Genomic DNA, 24,423 nt, shown 5'->3' on the forward strand with positions numbered 1-24,423 from the left:
CGCCGCGCCAACCAATCCGCTTGGCGCTGCGGCGGACGCATAGGGGGAGAGAAGTGTCACCTATGTATCCGGTTCAAAGTGTTACCCATCTATCGGCTGGACACTGACCGCAGCCTTGGCGCTCTTCTTGCAACGTTGGCGATTGGCGGAATCGTCGATAACAGCGACCCCTCTCCCCGCCACTATACGGGAGAGGATGCCGGCAGGCAGGTGAGGGGCAGCGCCAACGGACGGGAAAATGAAGCAACTCATGCCTGAACCGTTTACCCTCCATTTCGTCCAACCCCTTGCAGTCCGCCGCAACTTTGAACAGTCTGTGCCTGCACGGGGGCAAGGCTAAATGCGCGGCGAAGTTCTTCACTATGACGAGGCCCAGGGTTTCGGCTTCATCGCCGGGGCGGACGGCAACCGCTACACCTTCGCGCGCGAGGATCTGCGCCGTGATACCGTGATCGCGAACGGCGCCGTGGTCGAGTTTCTGCCGGCAAGCGGTCAGGCGCGCGACGTTTTTTCAATCCGCGCCCAGCCCGCCAGTCCCGCCACCGCTGCGCCAGCGGCAAGCGCCGCGCCGCCCAAGGCGGCTGCCGCTTCAGCCGCGCCACAGCATTTCGGCCGCCTGGCGGAAGACGGCGCGGCTCGTGATAGCGGACTGCCGGGTTATTTCTGGCGAGGCGTGACGCGCAACTACATCAACTTCGCCGAACGCGCCCGCCGCAAGGAATTCTGGGGCTACTGCCTGTTCTGGACCGTCAGCTTCATCCTGGTCGGAATTGCCGGCGCCCTCGCCGACCAGGCCGTCGGCAATTTCGATGCCGGCAACTGGCCGATTGTGATGATCGGCGTCTGGGGGCTGTTTTGGCTAGCGACGTTCCTGCCCTGGGTCGGGCTCGTCGTGCGCCGCTTGCACGACATCGGCCTGACCGGCTGGCTGGCAATACCTTACTTCGCAATCACCTTCATGTTCGCTCCGGCTACGCTGATCCTCGCGCTGATCCTCGGATTGATCCCGACCCAGGCCCACGAAAACCAGTGGGGGCCGGTGCCTGGAGGAGGCGGAGCCTAGACCCGCACCAAGAAATGAGCAGCCGGCTGTTTGCGGACAGCCGTGCTATAACAATGGCTTAGGTGGCAGCCGGGAAGGCAGCTGCTGTTTTGACCGAACGAACGAAATATTTCTCTTGCCATTTAGTCTGTGCACAGATAATCTGTGCAATCATCAAATCGACGATCGAAAACGGATAATGGAGCCAAGACAAATGTGGACCAACGAGTACACCGCAATTTCCCCCCTTTCGGCGCAGGCCATCTGGAACGCGCTCAAGGCGCTGCACGAAGGCCGCCTCACCTACGAAGGGTCCGATACCTTCGTGCTGCACGGCCCGTTCGCCAAGGGCACCCGCGTCTCTGTAACGCCCGTCGGGCAGGACACCTTCGAATCGACGATCGTCGATCTTGTCGACACTGTGACGTATGCCGACGAGACCTCGTTCGGCGACACGAAACTGCTGTTCAGGCATACGCTGACGCCGGTCGAGGGTGGCACTCAAGTGACTCATCGCCTCGAGATTTCCGGCCCATCGGCCGCCGAGGTCGGACCAGAGCTCGGGCCGCAGATCAGCGGCGATTTCGACACTTCGATGGCCAAACTGTTCGAGCAGGCAAGGGTGTTGGCGAACGGTGGCTGATCGGGGGGATCTGAACACGCGCTTCAGCGGACCATCCGAGAGCCCCGGCTTGCTGCTCTGGCGAACCACCATGCGCTGGCAGCGCGTCATGACGGCGGCGCTGGCCCCGCTTGACCTTACCCATGTCCAGTTCGTGCTGCTGGCTTCGGCGATGTGGCTCGGCCGCTATGGCGAGCCGCCCAACCAGGTGCAGCTCGCCGCCCAGGCCGGCACCGAGGTGAAGATGACATCGGACGTCGTCGCCCGGCTCGAGGCAAAGGGACTGATTGTGCGGGACACCAACCCGCGGGATTCCCGCGCCAAGGTGATCCGCGTCTCCACGACGGGGACGGCCGCAGTCCAGCGCGCTATCGTCGCCGTCGAAGCCGCCGACGCTGCTTTTTTCTCAGCCGTGGATGAGGCGCAACTCGTCGGCCTGCTGAAACGGCTGGCCGGCGAGATCCGCTGAGTCGGCCGCTAAGCCAGGAACTTGGCGATGATGGCATCGCCCATTGCGACAGTGCCGACTTCGGTCATGCCCTCGGACATAATATCCTTCGTCCGCAGCCCGTCGTCGAGCACGGCGGCTATGGCGCCTTCGAGCTTGTCGGCCTCATCGACCATGCCGAAGGAGTAGCGCAGGCACATGGCAAACGACGCGATCATGGCGATCGGGTTGGCGATGCCCTGTCCCGCAATGTCGGGCGCCGAGCCATGCACCGGCTCGTACAGCGCCTTGCGCTTCCTGGTCTTCACATCGGGCGCGCCGAGCGAGGCCGACGGCAGCATGCCGATCGATCCGGTCAGCATGGCGGCGATGTCGGACAGCATGTCGCCGAACAGATTGTCGGTGACGATGACGTCGAACTGCTTTGGCCAGCGCACCAGCTGCATGCCGCCGGCATCGGCCAGCATGTGGTCGAGCTTGACGTCAGCATATCTGGCTGCGTGGGTCTGGGTGACGACCTCGTTCCACAGCACCCCGGATTTCATCACGTTGCGCTTTTCCATCGATGTCACGTGGTTCTTGCGCGTGCGCGCCAGCTCAAAAGCGACGCCGGAAATGCGCTCGATCTCGAACGTGTCGTAGACCTGCGTGTCGATGCCGCGCTTCTGGCCGTTGCCGAGATCGATGATCTGCTTCGGCTCGCCGAAATAGACTCCGCCGGTAAGCTCGCGCACGATCATTATGTCGAGGCCCTCGACGACTTCCTGCTTCAGCGAGGACGACGCGGCCAGCGCCGGATAGCAGATGGCGGGCCGGAGATTGGCGAACAGCTCCATATCCTTGCGCAGCCGTAGCAACCCGGCCTCGGGACGCACCTCGTAAGGCACCTTGTCCCATTTCGGCCCGCCGACGGCGCCGAACAGCACGGCGTCCGCAGCCATCGCCTTTGCCATGTCGCCATCCGAAATCGCCGCGCCATGCGCGTCGTAGGCACAGCCGCCGACCAAGCCTTCATCAGTGGCAAAACCGCTGCCGAGCTTTGCGTTCATGGCCGCGATCAGCTTCTTCACCTCGGCCATCGCCTCGGGGCCGATGCCGTCGCCGGCGAGCAGGAGAAGATTTTTCGAAGCCATGGAGAACCGTCCGATGCTGTTTGGAGAAACCGCGGCCTTGCTAAACGCCAAGAGCTTGCGGCGCAAGGGGATGAAGAACGCTACGACGGCGCCCGCCTCTCAAGACCTGGGTTCCTCGCCGTGGCCAGAGGCGGGGGAGAGGAACAAATCACTTGTGCGACAAAATATTCACCAACCGGCCGAACGGATCGCGCACATAAAACCGCCGTACGCCCCACGGCTCGTCGGCCGGACCGTATTCGACGGCAAAGCCGGCGGCCCTCATGCCTTGCAGCGCCGCATCGACATCGTCGACCTCGATGGAGAGGTCCGGCACCGGCGTGCCGGAGCCGCCCTGGGCCATGAAGCTGATCTGCACCTGCATCCGTTCGTCGGACCCGTAGGTGACGATCCAGCCCTGATCCATCAGCACATCGAGGCCAAGCACGTCCTGATAGAAGCGTTTCGCCGCCGCCGCGTCCTGCGTCCCGATATTGGCTACGATGCGCCGGACCGTCATGGCTTTGGCCTCCTCAAGCCGTGCGCCGCAGCGCCGTGACTTCGATCTCGATCTTCATTTCCGGCTTGTTGAGCTGGCACACGATCATCGTCGCCGCCGGCCTGATCTCGCCGAAAGCCTCGCCGAGGATGGGGAAGACGACGTCCACGATGGCCCGGTCTGTGATGTAGTAATGCGCCCGCACCACATCGGCCATGTCGAAGCCGCCATCCCTCAGCGCCTCCGCGATGGTCGCCAGGCAATTGCGCGTCTGCGCCTCCACCGTTTCCGGCATGGTCATCGTCGCATAGTCGTAGCCGGTCGTTCCCGACACGAAGCACCAGTCGCCCTGCACCACCGCGCGCGAATAGCCGGCGGTTTTTTCGAAGGGCGAACCGGTGGAGATGAGTGTGCGCATGGAGCCTCGCTGTGGTTTCGGACACTTTGCAGGAAAGGACCGGCCAGGCCATGGGCCAAGTCAGGTGCAAATCTTGGTCGTCGGCGGGACAGCACCCCCCTCTGGCCTGCCGGCCATCTCCCCCTCAAGGGGGGAGATTAGCAGTTCGGACGCCTTTCTCGCTTTCCACATTTGCGATTGGCGAAAGCCAGAGTGACGTCTGATCTCCCCCCTTGAGCGGGAGATGCCCGGCAGGGCAGAGGGGGGTGTGACGGATCGCGACGGAACAAGCATGAACACCGATTGTTCGCCGCGCTGCCGCGAACTCTAGTTCCCCGACTCCTGCGCCTTGTCCATTGCTTCCTTCACATCCGCAGGCCAGGTCTTCACGTCAGGCCACGCCTGCGGCTCGCCATTGTCGCCGCGCCGGGCGAAGTAGAGCGTGTGCTTGGCCGGGTCGACCGCCATGAAACCGTCATTGCTGCCGCATGCGTGCGGCACGCAGCCGGTGGCGTAGAAGGCGCCCGACGCCGTCTTTTCGGTGCCGCCGCCGACCAGCAGGCTGGTCGCCATGTCGGGCATGGTGTCGCCGAGTAGCGTCTGCGCCGCCTTGTAGACGGCCTCATTGTGGAAGGCGTCGATGATGTTCTGGTATTTGGCCGGATCGACGTCCTTCCAGTCCGTACCCGGCTCCGGCGCGTAGGTCAGGTCGCCCGAGATCGTCAGCCCGTCGCTGGGCGACCATTGCAGCGCTTGCTTCGTATCGCCCGGCAACAGATACGGCACGAAAAAGATGGCGTTGTCGGCCACCGCCGCCGGCGGCGCGCCGCATTCGTCCTGTTCGACCTTGAGGCTTTGTATCTCGCCGCCTTCCGGCTTCCAGACGATGACCTTGGCCGGGCCGCACTGGTTGCCGCCGTCGCCGACATCGACCAGCGCCACGTCGACGCCGCCGACCTTGACTGTTCTGTCGAAGAACACGTCGTAATTGCTGGCCAGCTGCTTGCCGTCATAGGCCAGCACCTTTTCGCCATCCTGCTCCGGCTGGGTGATGGTCAGCTGCCCGCCCTCGAACGGGACCGGCCCCTGGCTGTCATCGTCCGCCAGGGCCGCATTGCTCGACGCGCCCGGATCGGCGGCGGACGGATCTTCTGCCGGCACGAGGACCGTGTCGGTCTGTGCTTGCGCGCCGGCCACCGGCATCAGCATCCACGCCAGCGCGCAGGCGCCGGCAAGAAGAAAACGTGTCATGACTGTCCCCTCCGTTCAGCCGCCACGAACCCGGCTTTGTGGCGGCCGGGCCATCTCGTACCACTCAGGCCCAAGGACGCTCGGCAGCGTTCTTCTTCTCGAACGAGGCGATGGCGCCGGCCTTCTCCATGGTCAGGCCGATATCGTCGAGACCGTTCAGCAGGCAGTGGCGCTTGAAGTCGTCGAGGTCGAAGGTGACCACGCCGCCGTCGGGGCCGCGGATTTCCTTGGCCTCGAGGTCGACCGACACCGTCGCATTGGAGCCGCGCGAGGCGTCGTCCATCAGCTTCTCCAGGTCTTCGGGGCTGACGGTGATCGGCAGGATGCCGTTCTTGAAGCAGTTGTTGTAGAAAATGTCGGCGAACGACGTCGAGATGACGCAGCGAATGCCGAAATCGAGCAGCGCCCACGGCGCGTGTTCGCGGCTCGAACCGCAGCCGAAATTGTCGCCGGCGACCAGGATCTGCGCCTTGCGGTAGGCTGGCTTGTTGAGCACGAAGTCGGGGTTTTCCGAGCCATCGTCCTTGTAGCGCATTTCGGCGAACAGGCCGCTGCCGAGCCCGGTGCGCTTGATCGTCTTGAGATAATCCTTGGGGATGATCATGTCGGTGTCGACATTGACGATCGGCATCGGTGCGGCGACGCCGGTGAGCTTGGTGAATTTTTCCATGGCTTTTGCCCGTTCTTGATCGATAATTCGTTGCGTCAGGGTTTGCTGGCGCCCGGTTTACACAAAGCCGCCGGCAAATAAAAGGCAACTGTTGGTGCGCGGCCCCGATCGAAAGATCGGCGCGGCACTGTCTTTAAAACCAGCTGCCGTTGGTGCACCTTACGCCCATGACCGCACAATCGAAGATTATCTATGCCCGGGAGCCTGAGCTCGACGTCGCCGAATTCCGCCGCGTGCTGGTCGAATCCACGCTCGGCGAAACACGCCCCGTCGATGACGACGCCCGGCTGCAGGCGATGCTTTCGGCCGCGAACCTGGTGCTGACGGCGCGGCTCGACATCGAAGGCAGGCCGCTGATAGGCGTTATCAGGGCCATCACCGACTTTTCCTGGGTGTGCTATGTCTCAGAGCTCGCCGTATCCCAATCTGCGCAAGGCCTCGGCATCGGCAAGGGCCTGATGGACGCGGCCCGCCGGCAGCTTGGGCCTTCGGTCGCCATCAGCCTGATCTCGATGCCCGACGCCGTCGGCTTCTATGAGCGTATCGGCATGACGCGAATGGCCGACGCGTTCTGGTTCTCCCGCGAGGGCTAACGAGCGTCGAGCGCAATTGCCGATCGGGTTGGGCAGTCAAGGCGGGCAAGGTTCTCGGCAATGCGGAACGGTGTTCAGGACACCGCGGAGCAACGCCTCCTTTGTCGCCCTTGACCCGCGCTTCATCCGGTCCAAATCCGCAGGATGGGAAATCGCCGATCTCTGATAGGCACCGCCGGCTGGGGAATTCCGTCTCGATACAAGGCTGACTTTCCGCAATCCGGTTCGCATCTCGAACGTTACGGAAAACGCTTTCCGGCCGTCGAGATCGACACCACGTTCTACAAGCCGCACCGCCGCGAGACCTATGAGCGCTGGGCGCACGCCGTGCCGGAGCACTTCCGCTTCGCGGTCAAGGCACCGAAGAACATGACCCATGATCATCGCCTCGCCGATTGCGAGGGGCTGACGGAGGACTTTCTCGGGCAGGTCGAAGGTCTCGGCGAAAAGCTGAGCGTGCTTCTGGTGCAGCTGCCGCCGAGCTTGCCCTTCGAGCCGGAGGTCGCCGGCGGCTTCTTCGACATGTTGGGCAGGCGTATCCGGGCAAGGCTGGCATGCGAGCCGCGCCATCCCACCTGGTTCAGTGCCGAGGCGGACGCACTGCTGGCCGGTCACCAGGTCGCACGGGTCGCCGCCGACCCGGCTTCGGTTCCGGAGGCAGCAGGGCCAGGTGGCTGGCCCGGCCTTGCCTATTTCCGCTGGCACGGCGCGCCGCGGATCTACTATTCGGGTTACGATGCCGAAACGCTCGACCGGTTTGCGCGGCAAGTGGAAGCAGCGGCAGTTTCCGGCGCAGAGGTCTGGGGCATTTTCGACAACACGGCCGCCGGGCATGCGCTGGGCAACGCGATGGCTGTCAGTGCGATGGTTGCTTAGACTCTCGCGGGACAGCACCCCCCTCTGGCCTGCCGGCCATCTCCCCCGCAAGGGGGGAGATCAGATGCCGCGACCGTTTTCGCCAATCTCCGACGTTGCAAGAATGGCGCCTTCGCCGAAGCTGCCATCTCCCCCCTTGCGGGGGAGATGCCCGGCAGGGCAGAGGGGGGTGGGCGGGAACTCGACAGAGCGATCCTATTCCGCCCGCCTCAAATCACGTTCAATTCCCGAAACGCCCGACCTTCGGCCACCCGTTCGTACCCAAACGCCGAGCAATCCACCGTCCGATACCCGCCATGCACCAACAACTCCGCCAGCGCCTTGCCGACGGCCGGCGCCTGCTGCAGGCCGTGGCCGGAAAAACCGTTGGCGAAGATGAAATTCTCGACCTCGGGATGCGGTCCGATGACCGCGTTCTGGTCGAGCGTGTTGTAGTCGTAATGGCCGGCCCAGGCGCGGGTCGGCTTGATTGCTTCGAAAGCCGGAATGCGGGTTGCCAGCACCGGCCAGATCACCTCTTCGAACAGCGGCCAGTCGACGCCGAAATCCCGGGGGTCGGCGGGGCCATCGCCCTCCTCCGGCTCGGCGCCGCCGGTGAGATAGACCGAGCCTTCCGGCCGGACATAGATGCCGGATGGGTCGACCAGCAGCGGCATGTCGGCGTATTTTTCCCGCGCCTCGAAGACGAAAACGTTGCGCTTGCGCGGCTCGACGGGCAGCACGAGTCCCGCCATGCCGGCCACCCTGCCGGCATTCGGCCCGGCGGCATTGACGACGATGCCGGCTTGCAGTCTTTCGCCATTGTCGAGGTCCACGCCGGTGACGCGGTTGCCCTGCCTCTCGATGCCGGTGACGTCGGCGGCGATGAAATCGATTTGTCTGTCGCGCAGCGCCTTGCGGAACAGCGTCAGCATCGCATGAGCGTCGAACCAGCCCTCGCCGCTGCGGCCGAAGGCGCCGGCGCTGATGCCTTCCGTCGACAGCCACGAAAAGCGCTTTGCCAGCTGGTCGGCATCCTCGAGCAGAATGTTGGCGCCCTCGGCGACCTGCGCCTCGTGGTTGGCTTTCAGGATCGGCAACCCGGCCTCGCCGGCCAGGATGAGATAGCCGCCCTCGCGAAAGCCGATATCGGCATCGGCGCCGAAGGTCTCCTTCAGCCGCCGGAACAGGTTTAGCGTGAACTGCGACAGCCGGATGTTTTCCGGGATCGAGAATTGCTGACGGATCGAGGCCATGGACAGCGTCGTTGCCGCATGGGCGAATTGCGGATCGCGTTCGATCAGCGCAATCGAGCCGGTAAAGCCTTCCTCGCGCAGATAATAGGCGACAGAGGAGCCGACGATGGCCCCGCCGATGATGACAATGTCGTAGCGCACGTTTTCTCCGATCCGGCCGCCGGTATGCTTCACGCCGCCGGCACAATGATCTCGAAGCGCGTGCCGCGTCCGGAGTCAACCAGCGCGATCGTGCCATCATGCGCTTTCAGGAGGGCCAGCACGATGCCGAGGCCCATGCCGGTGCCGCCGGACTCACGGCGCGTGGTGAAGAACGGCTCGAAAATGCGGGCCCTGTTGCTCGGCGAAATACCGGCGCCGTCATCGCTGACCGCAACGGTCGCCTTGCCGTCGGCGGTGGCCGCAGAGAGAAGAACCTGGGTGGCTCCGTGCCTGGCCGAATTGTCGATCAGATTGGCAAGCACGATCGCCGCATTCTCGGCTGATATCCGCAGGCCGATTTCGCCACCCGCCTCAATGTTGACCGCCAGCCGGCCATCGACCGGAAGCAGCGCCAGCGCTGCATCGAGCGATGTGCTTTCGCCGCTCGGCGCCAGATTTTCGGCGCGCGCCAGGTCGAGCAGGCGACGCACCAGCAGATTGAGCCGGCCGGCGTCATTGACGATGTTGCCGGAGAACCGCTTGCGCTCGGCGGCATCCATCGCCTCGCCGGAATCGCGCAGCAGCTCGGCCGCGCCCTGGATCGCCGTCAGCGGCGATTTGAGCTCGTGCGAGACATGGGTGGCAAAAGTCTGGATGCTGTCGGAGCGCGCTTGCAGCTTTTCGGCCATGTCGAGAAAGGCGGCGGACAGCTCCGCCATTTCGCGCGTGCCGTGATGGTCGAGCGGCCGGATCGCGTCGCGGTCGCCGGCGGCGATGCGCCTGGTGCGCTCCATCAGCGCGTAGATCGGCCGGCTGACGGTGCGCAGGAAGACCAGCGCGATCAGCAGCGTGCCGAACAGCATGGCAATGGCCGCCAGCGTCACCTTGCCGCGTTCGCCATAGAGATGTTTGACGATGTTGTTCGGCGTCCGGGAGAGATAGATCACGCCGGCGACGTGGCCAGCGACCGCAATCGGCATGGCGACGAAGACACGAACTTTCGTGCCGCGGCTGACCGAATAGAGCGGCGGCGGCGGCTGATCGGGGATTCGTTGCCTCAATGCGCTGGCATAGCGGCCGGCAAGGGCCTCGCGCACCTCCTCGACATTGGCCAGGGATAGTCCGACCTCGTCGCGCCCGGCAATGACGACGCCCTTGGGATCGAGCAGCCGGAAGCCGGCCAGCGTGGTTTTTTGCGTCGTGTCGAGAATGCCGGACAGTCGCGCGCCGATGGCCGTGAAGGCTGGATCGGTGGCGGCGGCAATGCCGGCGGGCCGGGTCGGCAGCAAATAGTCGGAGGCGAGATCGAGGGTAGGCTCGATCGGCTGGTAAGGCGTGTCGTCGCCGCGGCTGGCTTCGCCGCTGTCAGCCTGCATCGGCACCCCAAGCTTCTCCGGGGCAATGGCGGCGTCACTGATATTCTGCGCATAGATGGCGGCGATGACGGCGCCTTGCGCGATCAGCTCGCCCTCGGTCTGGCGGATCAGCTGGTTTTCGTAGAGCCGGAAGAAGAACAAGCCGACCAGCGGCAGCGCCAGCACCATGATGAGGATGGCGAGAACCACCGTGGCCAGCCTTGGCCGCCATTTGGTGCCGATCCATTTGGCGTCGCTCAGGCGCCGCATCGGCCGAGCCGGAAACCGACGCCATGCACGGTCTCGATGGCGTCGAGACAGCCCGCCGCCGCCAGCTTGGCGCGGATGTTGCGGATGTGGCTGTCGACGGTACGGTCGGCGACATGGATGTTGGCGGCATAGGCGCTGGCGACCACCAGGTCGCGCCCCAGCACATGCGCCGGCCGCGCCAGAAATCCCTTCAGGATCGAGAATTCGATCGCCGTCAGCGCCAGCGCCTTGCCGTCGAAACTGGCGCCGTGGCTGGCCGGCACCAGGCTGAGCTTGCCATGCGCAAAGGCCCTGTCATCGGCCGGATCCGGCGCCAGCGGGCGGGCGCGACGCAGGATGACATTGACGCGCGCCACCAGTTCACGCGGGCTGAACGGTTTCGTCACATAGTCGTCGCCGCCCATCTCCAGTCCAAGGATACGGTCGATTTCTTCGTCACGCGCCGACAGGAACAACACCGGCACATCGGAGCGTTGTCTGAGCCGCCGGCAGACCTCCAGCCCGTCCATCTCCGGCATGCCTATGTCGAGCACGACGAGGTCGGGCTCGCGGCGCTCGATCGCCTGCAAGGCGGCCGCGCCGTCGGCCACCGCTTGCGTCTTCATCCCGGCCTTTTCCAGCGCAAAGCAGATGACCTCGCGTATGTGCGGATCGTCGTCGGCGACCAGGATCTGATGCGGCATGGATCTAACGGTCCGGCACTGAAGGTTGCGAGGGCTGGGTAGGGGGAGGAAGCACGAGCGGACCTCTCTTGTCGAGAACCTGCACGAGCCTCCAGCCGCGAAAGCTCCAGGCGCGCCACTGCTTCTGCTCGGCGATAGTGTCGTCGATCATCATTTGCTCGGCCAGATAGGTGGTTTGGTTTCCGAATTGGTGCATGTAGAGGCGGTCCAGCGCCGGCATGGCGGCAGCGCCGAGCGAGCGCAGATATTCGGTATCGATAGGCGTGCCGTCACCGGTCATTTCAAGGGAATGGTCGACATTGAAATTGGCGATCGTTGCGGCGAAGTTGATGAAGCAGCAGACATAAAGCGTCGCCGATAGCGTCGCAAGATTGGCGGAGAGCAGCCATTCGTTGGATTTTCCAACCGCGATGCGGGCAATGATCAGTGCAAGCCCTGACGCCACCAACCCCATCCAGACGAAGGCGGCGATGCGCCAGTAGGTCAGTGCATAGACGCCGATATAGAGATCGAGCCTGAGAATCGACGAGATGACCAGCACGATGTTCTGCGCCACCCAGGCATAGACCAGCCGGCGGATCAGCGGATCGCCTGAGGTTTCGCTGCCCGGCCGCAGCGCCGCCAGCACGAAGCCGGCGGCCAGCAGCGCGGTGGCGATCAGTGGATAGGCGCCGCGATGCGCATAGGCGGCATAGCTCAACCCGTCCGGCAGGGCGACCCCACCCCAGAGATAGGCTGCGTCGAGCCCGGTCTGCAGCGCAAACAAGGCGTTGAAGACGATCAGCGCGCGCAGGATCGCGGCCTTGCCGAAGACGACGGCCTCGATCGTTGTCGCTGGTTTAGTCGCGGCCGGTGCGGCCACGGCTGCAGGCGGCGTCAAAGGTGGAAGGCGGCGCGGGAAACGCGGCAGGCGAGGCCGCAGGAAAGCCCAGACGCCGGCGATCACGAACAGCCAGAAGACGATCCGCGCCAGCTGGATGAGATCGAGCAGCTTCATCAGGTCGATCAGCGACAGCCAGTATTCGATGACCGGATTGGCGGCGCCGAACAAGAACAGGAACACCGCGCCCAGCGTCACCGGCATGACCCAGACGATGATGGACGCCAGGCGGATGCGGCGGCCGCCAAGCCGGCGCACCGTGCGGCGCCATTGGAAAAAGTCACGGATAAGGCGCAGCGGCGCCGCCAGCAGGAACAGCGCCACCTGGCCGGCAATGCGGGCGATGCCGTGCCGTAGCCGCCCGGACAGGGACAGCGCAAACACCACCAGCGCCACGACAGCTATCGCCACCGACAGCGGGCTGACGTTCTCGGCCAGCGGCAGCAGCGCGACGAACAAAGCGGCCGGCTTGAGCCAGGGTCGGGTGGAATTCAGCGCGGCAGGATGCACAGCGACCACCGCGCCGGCGATCAGGATGGCAAACAGCAGCACCGTGATCCCGGCGGGCTGGCCGTAAAAGAAAAAATCCGCCAGCGCCACGAGCAGGACGGCGATGCCGAAGCGGCTGGAAAAGCTTGCAAACGATGTCATGCGCGGATTTTCCTGATGGGCTGGGTCCGCTCGGCCGGTGGGCGGATAAAAGGGAGCAGGCTCGCTTCCAGGTAAGGGCGGGCCGCCGCCCGGGGCGGATCGACCAACCACCAGCTTTCGCTGCGCAGGCGATAGGGCAAGGACCAAAGGTGAGCGTTTCGCTGTTGCATGCCGCTGTTGTCGCGGGCTCGCATGGAAACGGCGGGGCGGAGCGGAGGAGGTTTTCCGCAGGGATGTGCAGTTTTCGTGCAGGACCTGTGCTTACGGCCGGGGCGCTCCCCCCCATCTTTCCGGACGTTGGCGCTGTCCCAGCCAGGCTCCTTTCCTCTCCCTCCGGAGGGGGGAGAGGTGGCTCGGCGAAGCCGAGACGGAGTGGGGGAACCACCTGGCAATCGCCGCGAACGGACATCGGAAGGGCACTGAGCGCATGGGTCGACCCCCACTCCGTCGAGCTTCGCTCGACACCTCTCCCCCGATCGACGGGGGAGAGGAAAGGCCCCCCTTCCGCAACTGCTGCGGGACGGGCGGGCAGCGCAAGCTTTCGCAGTTGGCTCGTCATCAGGTACCGGTCGGACGCTTGCCTCACCCGCCCCCACGCGGCATAGATCGGCCATGACAAGCGAACCTTACCGCCCGCGCCGCTCGGTGCTTTACGTCCCCGCCTCCAACGACAAGGCGCTGGCCAGGATCGCGACGCTGGCCTGCGATGCCGTGATCATCGACCTCGAAGACGCCGTCGCGCCCTCAGACAAGATCGCCGCGCGGGACAAACTGGCCGGCATTTTCGCCAGCCGACCGAAACGCCGCTGCGAGATGATCGTGCGCGTCAACGCGCTGTCCAGCGAATGGGGCAACGACGATTTGCTGGCCGCGGCGAAATTCGAGCCCGACGGCATCCTGTTGTCCAAGGTCGCCACGCCGCGTGACATCCTCGAAGTCGGCGACGTGCTCGACGATAATTTTGCCCCCGACAGCGTCAAGCTCTGGGCGATGATCGAGACGCCCAAAGCCATGCTCAATATCGGCGCCATTGCCGAACTCGGCCGCGATCGCGCTTCGCGGCTAAATTGTTTCGTTGCCGGAACGAACGATCTGGTCAAGGAAACCGGCATTCTGGCGACGCCTGATCGGCGCTACCTCGTGCCTTGGCTGATGCAGATGGTGCTGGCGGCGCGAGCCGGCGGCATCGACATGCTCGACGGCGTCTCCAACGATTTTCGCGACCTCGACGCGTTTGCGCGCGAATGCACGGAAGCCGCCGCCATGGGCTTCGACGGCAAGACGCTGATCCACCCCGCCCAGATCGAAATCGCCAACCGCGCCTTTGCGCCCGCGCCCGAAGCCTTGGCCGAGGCGCACGCGGTGAAAGAGGCTTTCGCCTTGCCCGAAAATGCCGGCAAGGGCGTGATTGCGCTGGATGGCAGGATGGTCGAACGGCTGCACCTGGTGCAAGCCGAGAAACTGCTGGCGAAGGCCGCCGCCATCGGCGCATGATCCGCCCCGAAAAGACGAACTCACGACAGGACCTGACCCATGAGACTTTACCGCTTTTTGTCCGCCCCCGACGATTCAACCTTCTGCCACAAGGTGACCGCGGCGCTGAACAAGGGCTGGCACCTGTACGGCTCGCCGACCTACGCCTACGACAAGAAGACCAAATCGATGCGCTGCGGCCAGGCGGTGGTGAAGGATATCGACGGCCAGGAATACGGGCCGGATACGAAGCTGAGTGATTGGTAGGGAAGGCGTCAACCTCCGCGTCTTCGTCATCCTAGGGCGAAGCAAGGAGCGAAGCGACGCGACGCAGACCCTAGGATCCATGCCGTGCCGTTTGCCCTAGAGTGCAGCGGATCAGATGACGCTTGTGCCGGCGCTCGTTACTGCGGATCTGTGCTGTTCGCAGAACCGCTTGCTTTCCTGCACCGCGGCACCTGCACCGCCGTCACGGCATGGATCCCAGGGTCTTCGCGACGGAGCTTCGCTCCTGCTTCGCCCTGGGATGACAAAGGCGGGGGCTATTCCGCCGCCTCTTCGAGCTTTTCCATATCATCGTCCGACAGGCCGAAATGGTGACCGATCTCGTGGATCAGCACATGGGTGACGATGTCGCCCAGCGTCTCTTCGTTCTCGGCCCAGTAGTCGAGGATGGCGCGGCGGTAGAGGGTGATGCGGTTCGGGCCCTCGCCGGTCTGCGGGTTCCAGCGCTCGGCGATGCCGCGGCCCTCGAACAGGCCAAGCAGGTCGAACGGCGTCTCCAGCGACAGATCGTCCATGATCTCGTCGGTCGGGAATTCGGCGATCATGATGACGATCTCGCCGGTCAGCTTGCGGAAATCGTCGGGCAGATGCGCGTAAGCCTCCAGCGCCAGAAACTCCATCTCCTCGATCGAGGGCGAGAGTTCGTCGTGCCAGGTGCGGGTCTTGTAGATGCGGGCCATGCTTTGTCCTTTGATCCCGGCATATAGGCTTTCCCTCCGGACTCGGCAAATGGACGGGTCCCTGGCCAATGACTGTTTCTTTGCACCGAATGACTGCGACCAAAGCCTAAGGTTGGCTCGCTACCTTTGATCAAGGAATAAATTCCTTCTGACTCCGCTTGACTCTTTCGGCACCCTCTGGAATCTATAGGAACATAACAGGAACAATTATGAGAGAAATTGACCGTCATGGCGACATCAGCCGTGGCGCGGGAGACTGTTTTTGCCCTGCGCCGCCAGATCGCGAAGATCGAGGGAACGCTGCCCGAGCGCCTGGCCGTGCCGGCCGGCGAGCGACCTCGTGCGTGCCCTGACAGCGCTATCGGCGGTGCGCCCGAACCTAATGCCGATGTCACCATCATCCGCCGCGGGCTTGCCGTGGCTTCGCCGGATGCTTTCCTGGCCACCGGCGTCGAGCGCCTCGATGCGGCGCTGAGCGGCGGCCTGCCGAAAGCCGCCTTGAACGAAATCCATGGCCTTGAGACCCGCAATGCCGGGGCCGTCGCCGGCTTTGTGCTGTCGCTGGTCAGCCTGATCCTCAGGGGCCAGCCCTTGCCCGTGCTGTGGATCGGCACATCGGAGATTTTTCGCGAGGCCGGCTTTCCCTATGCCAGGGGATTGCAGGGCATGTTCGGTATCGCCCCGGAGCAATTGCTGTTTTCCGAGGCGCCGAAACTCACCGATGCGCTGTGGGTAGCCGAGGAGGCCGCGAAGATGACGGCGCTCGCCGCAATCATCCTCGAAATCCGTGGCAGCCCGCAGCGGCTCGACCTCACCGCGACGCGCCGGCTGCACGCGCGCGCCCAAAACGCCGGCCGGCCGGTGTTCCTGCTGCGCCAGGCCGGCGAAGCCGAGCCGACCGCCGCCCCGGTGCGCCTCATCGTGTCGGCTGCACCAGCGGCGAGCCGCCGGACGATCGCCGGGTCGCTCGCCGGCTCGATCGGCCGGCCTGCCTTCACCGTCAGCATCGGCAAGAGCCGCACCGCTCTGCCTGGACAATTCACACTGGAGTGGAACCCCGATGAACACGCATTCGAAGAAAGAAAGCCCCGCGAAAAACGGGCAGAGAATTCTGTCGCTGTGGTTCCCGCATCTGGCGGCAGAACGGATCCTGCGCCAGCGCCTGGGACGGTCGTGGCGTTCCCGGCCTTCGGATCATCTGCCGCCATCTCACCCACCGCTCGTGATCAGCCATCGCGACCGCAACGCCCAGCGCATATCGGCCCTCGACGAGCGGGCTGAGGCGCTGCATCTGAAGCCTGGCATGGGCATTGCCGATGCGCGCGCCATGCATCCCTCGATCGACGTCGTCGAGGCCGATCCGGACGCCGATCGCCGGCTGCTCGAAGGCCTCGCCGACTGGTGCGATCGCTATACGCCGCTGGTGGCGCTCGACGGTACTGATGGCCTTTATCTCGACGTCACCGGCTGCACGCATCTGTTCGGCGGCGAGCGCGCCATGCTGGACGACATCCTTGCGCGGTTTTTCCAGCAGGGTTTCGATGTCCGCGCCGGGTTGGCCGCGACGCCGGGTGCAGCCTGGGCGGCGGCGCGCTTCTGCGGCAACCGCATCGTTGTCTCCGGCGAGGAGGAAGCGCTGCTCGCCCCCTTGCCGCTGGCGGCACTGCGCATCGAGGCCGATATCCGCGCCAGCTTGGAAAGCGTCGGCCTGCGGACCGCCGGCGCGGTCATGGCAACGCCGCGCGCGCCGCTCGCCCGTCGCTTCGGCGCGACCTTGCTGTTGCGGCTCGACCAGGCGCTCGGCCGCCTCGACGAGGCGGTATCGCCGCGCCTGCCCGTGGCCCCGCTTTCGGTCGAACGCCACCTGGCCGAGCCGGTCGTGCTGACCGCCGAGATCGAACGGCTGGTGCTCTTGCTGGCGGTGACGCTGAAGGCCGATCTCGAACGCCGCGGCGAGGGCGCAAGGATGCTGGCGCTGCTTTTGTTTCGCGTCGACGGCGCCGTCAGCCGCATCGCTGTCGGTACCTCGCGACCGTTGCGCGAACCCAAGCTTATCCAGCGCCTGTTCCATGAGCGGCTGGCCGCGCTCGAACAGGACATCGATGCCGGCTACGGCTTCGACCTGGTGCGGCTTTCGGTGCTGGCGGCCGCCGGCTTCGACATGCAGCAGGCCGATTTGACCGGCGAGACCGAGGATTACGGCGCCGACATGGCACTCTTTGCCGACCGCATCCGCGCCAGGCTCGGCGACAGTGCGGTGCTGAAACCGGTCGCCCTCGAGAGCCATCTGCCGGAGCGCGCCATTGCCACCATCCCGTTCTCGGAAGCGCCACAACGCAAAACACCGCTCAGGAAGCCGGGCTCGAAAGACGCGCCGCGCGCAACCATCTTCCCGCCGGAACGGCCGATCCGGCTGTTCCGTTCGCCCGAGCCGATCGAGGTGCCGGCCACCGAAATGCCTGAGGGTCCGCCGATGAATTTCCGCTGGCGCCGCGCGCTCTACCGGGTCGCGCGCGCCGAGGGGCCGGAACGCATCGCGCCGGAATGGTGGCGTGAAACGTCAAGCGATCCGCTCACATCGACGCGTGACTATTTCCGGATCGAGGATGCCGACGGCCGCCGCTACTGGCTCTACCGGCAAGGCCTCTATGGCAACCCGCAGGTGCCGCCGCGCTGGTTCATGCATGGGGTCTTCGCATGAACGCGCTGACCGTCATCCCCTATGCGGAATTCGGCATCCAGTCGAACTTCTCCTTCCTGCGCGGCGCCTCCAAGCCGGAGGAGCTGGTGGTGGCGGCCAAATTCCTCGGCTTTTCCTCGATCGGACTGGCAGACCGCAACACGGTGGCCGGCGTCGTGCGCGCCTGGCAGCAGGCCAAGGTCGAGAAGCTCGCCTATCACCCCGGTTGCCGCCTGGTGTTCGGCGACGGCACGCCGGACATTCTCGCCTATCCGCAGAACCGCAAGGGCTGGGGCCATCTCTGCCGCATGCTGACGCAAGCCAATTTGCGCGATGAAAACGAGAAGGGCGCGACCCTTCTCCAGCGCAGCGACCTGCTCGAATGGGGCGACCTGCTGTCGCTGGCGGTGCTGCCGGATCTCTCGGCGAATGCCGACGATCCCCTGGCATTGGTCCGTCAACTGAAAGACCGTTTCGGCGCTAATTTGCGGCTAGGCATGGCGCCGGATTATCGCGGCAATGACCGTTTCCGCATCGAGCAGGCGGCGGGCATGGCGGACATCGCCGGCGTGCCGCTGATGGCGACCAACGACGTGCTTTATCACAGCGCCGAGCGCCGCTCGCTGCAAGATGTGCTCACCGCCATCCGCCTCAATTTGCCGGTCGCTGAGGTCGGGCTGGAATTGACGGCCAACGCCGAGCGCCATCTGAAGCCGCCGCTGGAAATGGCCCGTCTCTTCCGCCGCCATCCACGGGCGCTGGCCGAGACGCTGCGCTTTGCCGGCGAACTGACCTTCTCGCTCAGCGACCTCCAGTACAATTATCCCGACGAGCCGACGCAATCAGGGCTTGGGCCGCAGGCCGAGCTAGAGCGTCTGGCCAGGGAGGGGGCCGCCACGCGCTATCCGGCGGGCGTCCCCGCTTCCGTCTTGCAGCGCATCAGTGAGGAGCTCGCTCTGATCGAGCGTCTGAATTATGCGCGCTATTTCCTGACCGTTTACGACATCGTCCAGTTCGCCCGCAATGAGGGCATTCTGTGCCAGGGCAGAGGCTCGGCCGCCAACTCGATCGTCTGCTACTGCATCGGCATCACCGAGGTCGGCCCCGAGCGCATCGACACGTTGTTCGAGCGCTTCATTTCCGAGGAGCGCAACGAGCCGCCCGACATCGACGTCGATTTCGAGCATGAGCGGCGTGAGGAGGTGATCCAGTACATCTACTCCAAATACAGCGCCAAGCGCACCGCGCTGGCTGCCGCCGTCATCAGCTATCGCGGCCGCTCGGCGCTGCGCGAGGTGGCCAAGGCCATGGGCCTGTCGGACGATGTCCGCATTGCGCTCTCCAGTTCGATCTGGGGCTGGTCGACCTCGGAGCTCGGCGAGAAGGAGGCGCATGCCGGCGGCCTCGACCGCAACGAGACCTCGACCCGTCACGTGATCGCCCACGCCAACGAGATCATGGGCTTTCCCCGGCATCTGTCGCAGCATGTCGGCGGCTTCGTCATTACCCGCGACCGGCTCGACGAGATCGTCCCCATCGTCAAGACGGCAATGGACGAGCGCAAGATGGTCGAGTGGGATAAGGACGATCTCGACGCGGTGAAGATCCTGAAGGTCGATATTCTGGCGCTCGGCATGCTGACCTGCCTGAAGCGCGCCTTCACCTTGCTCACCGACCATTATCCGAAGGCCCGGGATGATTACGGCCGACCCTATGTGCTGGCCACCCTGCCGCCGGAAGAGAACGACTTGTACGACATGATCTGCCGCGCCGACACACTCGGCGTCTTCCAGATCGAATCGCGCGCGCAGATGTCGATGCTGCCGCGTCTACGCCCGCGCGAATTCTACGACCTGGTCATCGAGGTGGCGATCGTGCGGCCCGGCCCGATCCAGGGCGACATGGTGCACCCCTATCTGCGCCGTCGGCAGGGCAAGGAAGCGGCTGAATATCAAAAGCCAGAGCTGGAGGCTATTCTCAAGAAGACACTCGGCGTGCCGCTGTTTCAGGAACAGGCGATGAATATTGCAATCGTCGCCGGTGGTTTCAAACCCGGCGAAGCCGACGAACTACGCCGCGCCATGGCCACCTTCAAGCGCACCGGCACCATCGGCAATTACCGCCAGCGCATGATCGACGGCATGGTCGGCAAGGGATACACCAAGGACTTCGCCGAGCGCTGCTTCAAGCAGATCGAAGGCTTCGGCGAATACGGCTTTCCCGAAAGCCACGCCGCCTCCTTCGCTTTGCTCGTCTATGCCTCCTGCTGGTTCAAGACCTTTTATCCCGACGTGTTCTGCGCCGCGATCCTGAATTCGCAGCCGATGGGGTTTTACCAGCCGGCCCAGCTGGTGCGCGACGCGCGCGACCATGGCGTCGATATCCGCGACGTCGACGTCAATTTTTCCGACTGGGACTGCACCCTGGAGAAAGCCCAATTCGATCCAGGCCGCATCCTGGGGCGCCATGCCGAAATGCGCGGTGTCATCAAGACCCGGTACGCCGTCCGGCTTGGCTTCCGTCAGATCAAGGGCTTGGCCGAGAAGCGTATGGAAGCTTTCACCGCGCGGCGCGGCGCCGGCTATACAAGCGTCAGGGATGTGTGGCTGCGCTCGGGCCTCAATGTCGGCGAAATCGAAAGACTGGCGCAGGCTGACGCCTTCCGCTCGCTCGGCCTCGATCGTCGTGAAGCCTTGTGGGCGGTGCGCGCGCTGGATGGCAAGAGCGCCGCCGAACGTCTGCCGCTGTTCGACCAGCCGGCGATCCGGCTGCGCGAACTCGAGCCCGAGACAAAACTGCCGACAATGCCGCTCGGCGAGCACGTCATCCACGACTACCGCGCGCTCGGCCTGTCGCTGAAGGCGCATCCGGTCGCCTTCCTGCGCGAGCGGCTCGACCGCGCCGGCGTCATTCCCAATGCCAATCTCGGCTCGGTGCGCGACGGCAGGCGGGTCTCGGTCGCCGGCCTGGTGCTGGTGCGGCAGCGGCCCGGCAAGGGCAATGCGATCTTCCTGACGCTGGAAGACGACAAGGCCGTCGCCAACGTCATTTTCTGGGAGCGGACCTTTACCCGTTTCCGGCCCATCGTCATGGGCGCGCGCTTCGTCAAGGTCACCGGCAAGCTGCAGTCGGAATCCGACGTCATCCACATCGTCGCCGAAAAGATCGAGGATTTGACGCCGTGGCTGACGGTGCTGCTGGAAGAGATGACGCCGGCTGCCCGGCCCGACATTGCCACCCTCTCGGACAAAGCTGAAAGGGTCATGCCCAAGGGGCGGAATTTTCAGTAGGCGCAGCTTATTCATCGAATGCGAAGCGACGATGATCCTTCGCGCCCTGCTCTGCCCTGCCGGGCATCTCCCCACACTTGGGGGAGATCGGCGGCTTCGCCATCCAGCCAATTTTTCAACAATAAAGACTGGCGAAGCGGGAGCGACAAGCAATCTCCCTCCTTGTGGGGGAGATGTCCGGCAGGACTTCAGGGCGCTGTCCCGCCAGCCTTCAGCAAACTTCAGCGACGCTCTGATTCAGCCCGGCCCACCCAATCGCGGCGGCGACAGCACGTCTTCCGCCGAAATAGTCCGCGCCTCCGAGGGCAGCATGATCGGGATGCCGTCGCGCACGGGATAAGCGAGCTTGGCAAGCCGCGAGATCAACTCGCCGCGCACCGGGTCCCAGGCCAGCGGCCCCTTGGTCAGCGGGCAGGCCAGCAGCTCCAGCAATTTTGGATCGACATTGACCGACTTGCCGTCACGCCCATCCGCAGCCATTGGATCCCCCTTCAGCCATCGGCTCAGCCCCTATTGCAGGCTGGAACCAAAGTCCTCATTCTCGCGCGCCAGCGCCATTTCGGTGATCGCGATCAGCGTCTCCGCGCGGGCTTTCAGGTCGGGCGCCTCCAGCAGCGCCTGTTTCTCGGCCGGTCCGTAGGGCGCCATCATCGACAGCGCATTGACCAGCATGGTGTTCTCGGCGCGGCTGACGCTTTCCCAATCGGCTTCGAGATCGTTGGCCTGCAGATAAGCGCGAAACGCTTTCAACAGCGCCGGCCGGTCGACCTCGCTTGCCGCCTGGTCTTCGGCAAGATCGGTGAGGAACGGCGCCAGCTTGCATTGCCGGAAAGGCGTCTTCACCGGCAATTCGCTGGTGATGCGGAAACGGCAGACGCCCTGCAGCGAAACCAGATAGCGGCCGTCGCCGCTCTCGGCCATCGAGATGATGCGCCCGGCGCAGCCGACATTGCACAGTTCCGGCTCCCCGTCGGCGCGCAACGCGCCATTGAGGCTGGGCTGGACGATGCCGATCAGCCGCGCGCCGGCGATCGCCTCATCCACCATCTGCAGATAGCGCGGCTCGAAGATGTTGAGCGGCATGCGCCCGCCCGGCAGCAGCAGCGCGCCGGCAAGCGGAAACACCGGAATGGTTGCCGGCAGATCCTTGCCGACCCGGTAAAATGCGTTTCCGACCTGCACCTTCACTCCTCCGACCCGCTTCGGGCGCGATGTTATCGGCCTAATCTGGCGCGGCGGCCGCCGACCGCAAGGCCCGACAGCCACGCCCCGGCAATTTGGCCGGCAAACGGCTCAGGAAAACAGCAGCGACGACAATTTGCGCCGTGCCGCCAGCGTCGCCTCGTCGGTCATGCCCCAGGCCTCGAACAGTTTCAGCAGCTGCGCCCTGGCGCCGTCCTCGTTCCACGTCCGGTCGGCTTTTATAATCGCCAGAAGATTGTCGGCCGCCGCATGGCGCTCGCCCCTGGCGTTCTGGATCATGGCGAGGTCGAAACGCGCCTGGTGGTCGCCGGGATTGGCGGCCAGTCGCTGCTCGAATTCAGCTGGATTGCCAAGTGCTGCCGCTTCTGCAGCCAGCGTCATCTTGGCACGCAGCGCGGCAAGTGCCGGCGCATTCTTCTTGGCCTCCGGCGCCGTTGCCAGCAGCGCCTCGGCGCCGTCGCTGTCGCCGGCCTCGAACAGAAGCTCGCCCAGCCCGGCAATCGCCTCGATCGTCTCCGGCGCTTGCGCCAGGATGGCGTCGTAAATGTCGGCTGCGGTCTGCGCATCGCCCGCCGCATGCGCTTCCGCCGCCGCGGCCAGTGCTTCGGCCACCGGCTGCGCGCCATTGCCCTTGCCGCCGACCTTGGTGATGAACTCGGCAATCTGGCTCTCGGGGATGGCGCCCATGAAGCCGTCGACAGGCTGGCCGTCCTTGAAGGCGATGACCGCCGGGATCGATTGGATGCCGAGCTGGCCGGCGATCGAGGGATGATCGTCAATGTTCATCTTGACCAGCTTGACCTTGCCGCCGGCGGCCTTGATCGCCTTTTCCAGAAGCGGCGTGAGCTGCTTGCAGGGCCCGCACCACGGCGCCCAGAAATCGACCAGTACCGGCTGTTTGCGCGATTCCTGGATGACGTCGGCGGCGAAAGTGGCGGTCGTGGTGTCCTTGATCAGCTCGCCAGCGGCAGGTGCTGCGCCGGGTGTCGAGCCAAGTGCCGACTTGGCCGGCTCGGCGCCGCCATATTGCACGGACGTGGTGTACTGGCCAGAATTGCCGCCGAATTGGCCGCCAAACGGATTGTTGTTGTCGCTCATGTCGTCGCCCTTCCGATCGCGCCCCGCGGAGCAGCGCGACGTCCTTAACTAGAGATCAGTTTTCGCCATCCATGTGGCGATCAAGCCGAGACTTTCAAGATAGCAGCATCATGTCCGGTTGCCTCGACGAATCTGATGAGGTCGGCGGACGCGATCGACGTCGTCGCCTCATTGGTCAGCGGATGCGCGTTGACTGTCGCATGTGCTATCAAATCCTGGTCGAGCACCACTTTGACCCGTCTTTCGGTGTCGTTGATCAGCCCGAACACGGTGACCGCGCCCGGAATGACACCGAGCAGCTCCATCAGCATCTCCGGCTTGCCGAACGACACCCGGCCGGCGGCGCCGATGATCGTGTGGATCTGCTTCAGGTCGACGACCGCCTCCTCGCCGACGCTGACCAGGAAGAAATTGTCCTTCTTGTCCTTGAGAAACAGATTTTTCGTGTGCCCGCCCGGTATCTCGCCGCGCAGCGACTGCGAATCGGCCACCGTATAGAGCGGCGGATGACGCACGGTCGACACGTCTATGCCGAGATTGGCAAGAAAGGCGAGAAGCTCGGCTTCGGTCTTCGGCATTGGTGGTCTTCCCCTGTATCGGCGCGCGGCAAAGCCGTTTACGGCCAATGGTGCCGCCGAGACAAGACCGTCATGCGGGAAGTCGATGAACCACCCGCGTGGCCGACAAGGTTCGGCCAGGCGAATTTGGCGCGGCTAAAAAGCCCGTCATTTCCCTGTTGCAATCGCCGCGCTCTTCAGCCATATAGGCCCGGCTTGCGGCCCCGAGGGCCGTGTGAGCGGGTGTAGCTCAGGGGTAGAGCACAACCTTGCCAAGGTTGGGGTCGAGCGTTCGAATCGCTTCACCCGCTCCAGTTTCCTCTAGGGGAATCAAGCGATGAAGAGGCGCCTTTCGGGGCGCCTTTTGCTTTTTCCAGACCGGCGATGTAAGCGCGTTGCGGGACACTTGTTCTCCCTCAAAACCAGGCGCGG

General features: G+C 64.5%; 25 protein-coding genes and 1 tRNA gene. 12 read left to right on the top strand and 14 right to left on the bottom strand.

Translation table 11 applies throughout. From position 1 onward, the window contains the following. The 4 genes from NKJ57_RS28215 to NKJ57_RS28230 all read left to right on the top strand — a co-directional run. The coding region (locus NKJ57_RS28215) for a hypothetical protein (RefSeq protein WP_352513767.1) at window positions 1–258 on the top strand (258 nt) is incomplete at its 5' end. 82 nt (window positions 259–340) lie between these two features. Beyond that, on the top strand, window positions 341–1,063 hold the full coding sequence (locus tag NKJ57_RS28220) for a DUF805 domain-containing protein (RefSeq protein WP_352513768.1): 723 nt from the start codon (window positions 341–343) through the stop codon (window positions 1,061–1,063). 193 nt (window positions 1,064–1,256) lie between these two features. Further along, window positions 1,257–1,685, top strand: coding sequence for an SRPBCC family protein (locus NKJ57_RS28225; protein WP_023694553.1), 429 nt, complete (start codon window positions 1,257–1,259; stop codon window positions 1,683–1,685). 49 nt (window positions 1,686–1,734) lie between these two features. Beyond that, on the top strand, window positions 1,735–2,133 hold the full coding sequence (locus NKJ57_RS28230) for a MarR family winged helix-turn-helix transcriptional regulator (RefSeq protein ID WP_245259985.1): 399 nt from the start codon (window positions 1,735–1,737) through the stop codon (window positions 2,131–2,133). An 8-nt stretch (window positions 2,134–2,141) separates the two neighbouring features. On the opposite strand, the gene leuB is transcribed toward NKJ57_RS28230, so the two are convergent. The 5 genes from leuB to leuD all read right to left on the bottom strand — a co-directional run bounded on the left by leuB (window position 2,142) and on the right by leuD (window position 6,041). Beyond that, complete coding sequence (gene leuB / locus NKJ57_RS28235; RefSeq protein WP_352513769.1) at window positions 2,142–3,245, bottom strand: 3-isopropylmalate dehydrogenase; 1,104 nt, start codon at window positions 3,243–3,245, stop codon at window positions 2,142–2,144. A 148-nt stretch (window positions 3,246–3,393) separates the two neighbouring features. Next, the gene (locus NKJ57_RS28240) at window positions 3,394–3,744 is read right to left on the bottom strand and encodes a VOC family protein (protein WP_023740123.1); all 351 of its coding nucleotides are present in this window, start codon (window positions 3,742–3,744) and stop codon (window positions 3,394–3,396) included. 13 nt (window positions 3,745–3,757) lie between these two features. Next, entirely contained in the window at window positions 3,758–4,141 is a 384-nt protein-coding gene (locus NKJ57_RS28245; protein WP_023683820.1) for a RidA family protein, read from the bottom strand. A 306-nt stretch (window positions 4,142–4,447) separates the two neighbouring features. Beyond that, window positions 4,448–5,371, bottom strand: coding sequence for an Ivy family c-type lysozyme inhibitor (locus NKJ57_RS28250; RefSeq protein WP_023694555.1), 924 nt, complete (start codon window positions 5,369–5,371; stop codon window positions 4,448–4,450). 64 nt (window positions 5,372–5,435) lie between these two features. Further along, window positions 5,436–6,041, bottom strand: coding sequence for a 3-isopropylmalate dehydratase small subunit (gene leuD, locus NKJ57_RS28255; protein ID WP_023694556.1), 606 nt, complete (start codon window positions 6,039–6,041; stop codon window positions 5,436–5,438). Window positions 6,042–6,208: 167 nt separating this feature from the next. On the opposite strand from leuD, the gene NKJ57_RS28260 reads away from it, so the two are divergent. Together NKJ57_RS28260 and NKJ57_RS28265 are read left to right on the top strand one after the other, a co-directional pair. Further along, window positions 6,209–6,634, top strand: coding sequence for a GNAT family N-acetyltransferase (locus NKJ57_RS28260; RefSeq protein WP_023687647.1), 426 nt, complete (start codon window positions 6,209–6,211; stop codon window positions 6,632–6,634). 144 nt (window positions 6,635–6,778) lie between these two features. Then, complete coding sequence (locus tag NKJ57_RS28265) at window positions 6,779–7,510, top strand: DUF72 domain-containing protein (protein WP_023816094.1); 732 nt, start codon at window positions 6,779–6,781, stop codon at window positions 7,508–7,510. A gap of 209 nt (window positions 7,511–7,719) precedes the next feature. Here NKJ57_RS28265 and NKJ57_RS28270 read toward each other — a convergent pair whose 3' ends face one another. Genes NKJ57_RS28270 through NKJ57_RS28285 form a run of 4 tightly spaced genes read right to left on the bottom strand, consistent with a single transcriptional unit; the run spans window position 7,720 to window position 12,725 of the window. Then, on the bottom strand, window positions 7,720–8,886 hold the full coding sequence (locus NKJ57_RS28270; protein ID WP_023706810.1) for an NAD(P)/FAD-dependent oxidoreductase: 1,167 nt from the start codon (window positions 8,884–8,886) through the stop codon (window positions 7,720–7,722). Window positions 8,887–8,915: 29 nt separating this feature from the next. Beyond that, window positions 8,916–10,511, bottom strand: a complete 1,596-nt coding sequence (locus NKJ57_RS28275) for a sensor histidine kinase (RefSeq protein WP_023683814.1) — start codon at window positions 10,509–10,511, stop codon at window positions 8,916–8,918. Continuing rightward, a complete protein-coding gene (locus NKJ57_RS28280) occupies window positions 10,499–11,194 on the bottom strand; it encodes a response regulator transcription factor (RefSeq protein ID WP_023683813.1) in 696 nt (231 codons plus the stop codon). Before NKJ57_RS28280 ends, NKJ57_RS28275 begins: the two co-directional genes overlap by 13 nt. Before the next feature lie 4 nt (window positions 11,195–11,198). After that, window positions 11,199–12,725, bottom strand: a complete 1,527-nt coding sequence (locus tag NKJ57_RS28285; RefSeq protein ID WP_023816095.1) for a DUF4153 domain-containing protein — start codon at window positions 12,723–12,725, stop codon at window positions 11,199–11,201. Between the two features lie 612 nt (window positions 12,726–13,337). On the opposite strand from NKJ57_RS28285, the gene NKJ57_RS28290 reads away from it, so the two are divergent. Together NKJ57_RS28290 and NKJ57_RS28295 are read left to right on the top strand one after the other, a co-directional pair. Then, the gene (locus NKJ57_RS28290; RefSeq protein ID WP_023816096.1) at window positions 13,338–14,219 is read left to right on the top strand and encodes an HpcH/HpaI aldolase/citrate lyase family protein; all 882 of its coding nucleotides are present in this window, start codon (window positions 13,338–13,340) and stop codon (window positions 14,217–14,219) included. A 39-nt stretch (window positions 14,220–14,258) separates the two neighbouring features. Next, complete coding sequence (locus NKJ57_RS28295) at window positions 14,259–14,465, top strand: DUF1737 domain-containing protein (protein ID WP_023673921.1); 207 nt, start codon at window positions 14,259–14,261, stop codon at window positions 14,463–14,465. A 275-nt stretch (window positions 14,466–14,740) separates the two neighbouring features. On the opposite strand, the gene NKJ57_RS28300 is transcribed toward NKJ57_RS28295, so the two are convergent. After that, window positions 14,741–15,163, bottom strand: a complete 423-nt coding sequence (locus NKJ57_RS28300; RefSeq protein ID WP_023699282.1) for a metallopeptidase family protein — start codon at window positions 15,161–15,163, stop codon at window positions 14,741–14,743. Between the two features lie 228 nt (window positions 15,164–15,391). Between NKJ57_RS28300 and NKJ57_RS28305 the strand changes: the two genes are divergently transcribed. Genes NKJ57_RS28305 through NKJ57_RS28315 form a run of 3 tightly spaced genes read left to right on the top strand, consistent with a single transcriptional unit; the run spans window position 15,392 to window position 21,133 of the window. Next, entirely contained in the window at window positions 15,392–16,444 is a 1,053-nt protein-coding gene (locus NKJ57_RS28305; RefSeq protein ID WP_352513583.1) for an ImuA family protein, read from the top strand. Then, window positions 16,386–17,864: a DUF6504 family protein gene (locus tag NKJ57_RS28310; protein ID WP_352513584.1), complete on the top strand. Its 1,479-nt coding sequence runs from the start codon at window positions 16,386–16,388 to the stop codon at window positions 17,862–17,864. The genes NKJ57_RS28305 and NKJ57_RS28310 overlap by 59 nt, the downstream gene beginning before the upstream one ends. Continuing rightward, complete coding sequence (locus NKJ57_RS28315) at window positions 17,861–21,133, top strand: error-prone DNA polymerase (protein ID WP_352513585.1); 3,273 nt, start codon at window positions 17,861–17,863, stop codon at window positions 21,131–21,133. Before NKJ57_RS28310 ends, NKJ57_RS28315 begins: the two co-directional genes overlap by 4 nt. Before the next feature lie 237 nt (window positions 21,134–21,370). Here the strand turns inward: NKJ57_RS28315 and NKJ57_RS28320 are convergent, their stop codons facing one another. The 4 genes from NKJ57_RS28320 to NKJ57_RS28335 all read right to left on the bottom strand — a co-directional run bounded on the left by NKJ57_RS28320 (window position 21,371) and on the right by NKJ57_RS28335 (window position 24,012). Further along, complete coding sequence (locus NKJ57_RS28320; RefSeq protein WP_023672122.1) at window positions 21,371–21,613, bottom strand: Trm112 family protein; 243 nt, start codon at window positions 21,611–21,613, stop codon at window positions 21,371–21,373. Between the two features lie 30 nt (window positions 21,614–21,643). Then, a complete protein-coding gene (locus tag NKJ57_RS28325; RefSeq protein WP_023685086.1) occupies window positions 21,644–22,315 on the bottom strand; it encodes an LON peptidase substrate-binding domain-containing protein in 672 nt (223 codons plus the stop codon). A gap of 111 nt (window positions 22,316–22,426) precedes the next feature. Further along, complete coding sequence (gene trxA, locus NKJ57_RS28330) at window positions 22,427–23,434, bottom strand: thioredoxin (RefSeq protein ID WP_352513586.1); 1,008 nt, start codon at window positions 23,432–23,434, stop codon at window positions 22,427–22,429. Window positions 23,435–23,514: 80 nt separating this feature from the next. Next, window positions 23,515–24,012, bottom strand: a complete 498-nt coding sequence (locus tag NKJ57_RS28335; RefSeq protein WP_352513587.1) for a prolyl-tRNA synthetase associated domain-containing protein — start codon at window positions 24,010–24,012, stop codon at window positions 23,515–23,517. A 218-nt stretch (window positions 24,013–24,230) separates the two neighbouring features. Between NKJ57_RS28335 and NKJ57_RS28340 the strand changes: the two genes are divergently transcribed. Further along, window positions 24,231–24,305: transfer RNA gene (locus NKJ57_RS28340), tRNA-Gly, on the top strand. Window positions 24,306–24,423: the final 118 nt, after the last annotated feature.

The sequence above is a fragment of the Mesorhizobium sp. M0077 genome, from assembly GCF_040322955.1.
Classification (GTDB): domain Bacteria; phylum Pseudomonadota; class Alphaproteobacteria; order Rhizobiales; family Rhizobiaceae; genus Mesorhizobium.